This window comes from Amycolatopsis sp. SID8362 (assembly GCF_010550475.1).
Classification (GTDB): domain Bacteria; phylum Actinomycetota; class Actinomycetes; order Mycobacteriales; family Pseudonocardiaceae; genus Amycolatopsis; species Amycolatopsis eburnea.
On record NZ_JAAGNB010001248.1, the window covers coordinates 1 to 2,573 of the forward strand.

The window sequence follows — 2,573 nt, forward strand, 5'->3', positions numbered from 1 at the left end:
CGGCGGCCGGCGCGGCGCTCGACGAGGAGACCGCCGGCCTGCTCACCGCCCGCCTGCGTGCCCTGCTCGCCCGGCTCGACGGCCACGGCGAGGACGGCGGGCAGGACTTCGTCGCCTCGATCGACTCGGCCAGCGACGACGACATCTTCCAGTTCATCGACAGCGAACTAGGTACGTCGTGATGGGGCGCACGGGCTTCCCGCGCCGCCCCCGCGGCTCGGACGCGAGAGGCCGGTATGGCTAGCGAAAACCAGCTCCGCGAGTACCTCAAGCGGGTGACCGCCGACCTCCACCGCTCACGGCAGCGGCTCCGGGACCTCGAACAGCGGGCCGCGGAACCGGTCGCCGTGGTCGGGATCGGGTGCCGGTTCCCCGGCGGGGTCGACACCCCGGAGGGATTCTGGGAGCTGGTGGCCGCCGGGACGGACGCGATCGGGAACCTGCCGGTGGACCGGGGCTGGGACGTCGAACCGGACGCCTGGCAGGGCGGGTTCCTCGCCGGGGCGGACCGGTTCGACGCGGACTTCTTCGGCATCTCGCCCCGCGAGGCCGTGCCGATGGACCCGCAGCAGCGGCTGCTGCTGGAGACGTCGTGGGAGGCGCTGGAGCGGGCCGGGATCGACCCGGTGTCGTTGCGGGGCAGCCGGACCGGCGTGTTCGTCGGCACCAACGGCCAGAGCTACCTCGGCCTGCTCGCCCACGCCAAGCAGATCGACGGCGCGGTCAGCACCGGCAACACCGCCAGCGTGATGTCCGGCAGGCTCTCCTACACCCTCGGCTTCGAGGGCCCGGCGGTCACCGTCGACACGGCCTGCTCGTCGTCGCTGGTGGCCCTGCACCTCGCCGCGCAGGCGCTGCGCGGCGGCGAGTGCACCCTGGCACTGGTCGCCGGCGTCACCGTGCTGTCCACCACGGACGTCTTCGCCGAGTTCGGCCGCCAGGGCGGGCTCGCCCCCGACGGCCGGTGCAAGGCGTTCTCCGACACCGCGGACGGGACCGGCTGGTCCGAGGGCGCCGGCGTGCTCGTGGTCGAGCGGCTCTCCGACGCCCGGCGCCTCGGCCACCCGGTGCTCGCGGTGGTCCGCGGCTCGGCGGTCAACTCCGACGGCGCCAGCAGCGGCCTGACCGTGCCGAACGGACCCTCGCAGCAGCGCGTGATCCGCCAGGCCCTCGCGTCGGCGGGACTCGTCGCGTCCGATGTGGACGTCGTCGAGGCGCACGGCACGGGCACGACGCTGGGCGACCCGATCGAGGCACAGGCGCTGCTGGCGACCTACGGCCAGGACCGGGACCGGCCGCTGTGGCTGGGCTCGGTGAAGTCGAACCTCGGGCACACCCAGGCCGCCGCCGGCGTCGCCGGGGTGATCAAGGTGGTGCTGGCGCTGCGCAACGAGCTGCTGCCCCGCACCCTGCACGTCGACTCGCCGTCGTCCCATGTGGACTGGTCGGCCGGCGCGATCGAGCTGCTCACCGAAGCCGTGGAATGGCCGGACCGCGGTGCGCCGCGCCGCGCCGGGGTGTCGTCGTTCGGGCTGAGCGGTACCAACGCGCACGTCATCGTCGAGCAGGCTCCAGCGGAGGAGAGCGACGACGCGGAGCCCGCGATTGTGCCGTCGGTGGTGCCGTGGCCGGTCGCCGGCAAGACCGCCGCCGCCCTCGACGCGCAGATCGCCCGCCTGGCCACGCTGGTCGGCGGCGCGGACCCGGTCGGCGTCGGCTACTCCCTCGCGACCGGGCGCTCGCGGTTCGAGCACCGGGCGGTGCTGACGTCGTCGGGCGAGGAGCTGGCCCGTGGGATGGCGGGCGAGCGTGCGATGGCGTTTTTGTTCGCTGGTCAGGGTTCTCAGCGGCTCGGGATGGGCCGGGAGCTGTACGAGCGGTTCCCGGTGTTCGCCGACGCGCTTGACGCGGTGTTCGCGTTGCTTCCGGTGCGCGAGGTTGTCTTCGGTGGGGACGCGGCGTTGCTGGATCGGACGGAGTGGGCGCAGCCTGCTTTGTTCGCTTTGGAAGTGGCGTTGTTCCGGTTGCTGGAGTCGTGGGGTGTGCGGCCGGATCATGTTGCGGGGCATTCGATCGGTGAGATCGCGGCCGCGCACGTGGCCGGTGTTTTGTCCTTGGAGGACGCGTGCACGCTGGTGTCCGCCCGGGCTCGCCTGATGCAGGCGCTGCCCGCCGGTGGTGCGATGGTGTCGCTGGTGGCCTCGGAGGATGAAGTCCTGCCGTTGCTGGTCGACGGTGTGTCGATTGCGGCCGTGAACGGCCCGCAGTCCGTGGTGATTTCCGGTGTCGAGGACCGTGTTCTGGAGATCGCCGCCGGGTTCGAGAAGTCCAAGCGGCTCAACGTGTCGCATGCGTTCCATTCGTCGCTGATGGATCCGATGCTGGATGAATTCCGTGCGGTTGTTGAAGGTTTGGAGTTCGCTGAGCCGACGGTTCCGATGGTTGCGGCTGGGGATGTGCGGTCGCCGGAGTTCTGGGTGTCTCATGTTCGGGACACGGTTCGGTTCGCTGATCATGTGAATGCTTTGTCCGGTGCCGCGTTGGTGGAGCTGGGGCCGGATGGGACGTTGTCG

The 2,573-nt window shown here is 71.5% G+C and carries 2 protein-coding genes; both read left to right on the forward strand.

What is annotated here, in order from left to right; all coding sequences use genetic code 11:
- Positions 1-182 (forward strand): hypothetical protein (locus G3I65_RS38615; protein ID WP_160700469.1); only part of this gene is annotated, 182 nt, incomplete at its 5' end.
- A gap of 54 nt (positions 183-236) precedes the next feature.
- Positions 237-2,573: type I polyketide synthase (locus G3I65_RS38620; RefSeq protein ID WP_160700470.1), on the forward strand; the 2,337-nt coding region annotated here is incomplete at its 3' end.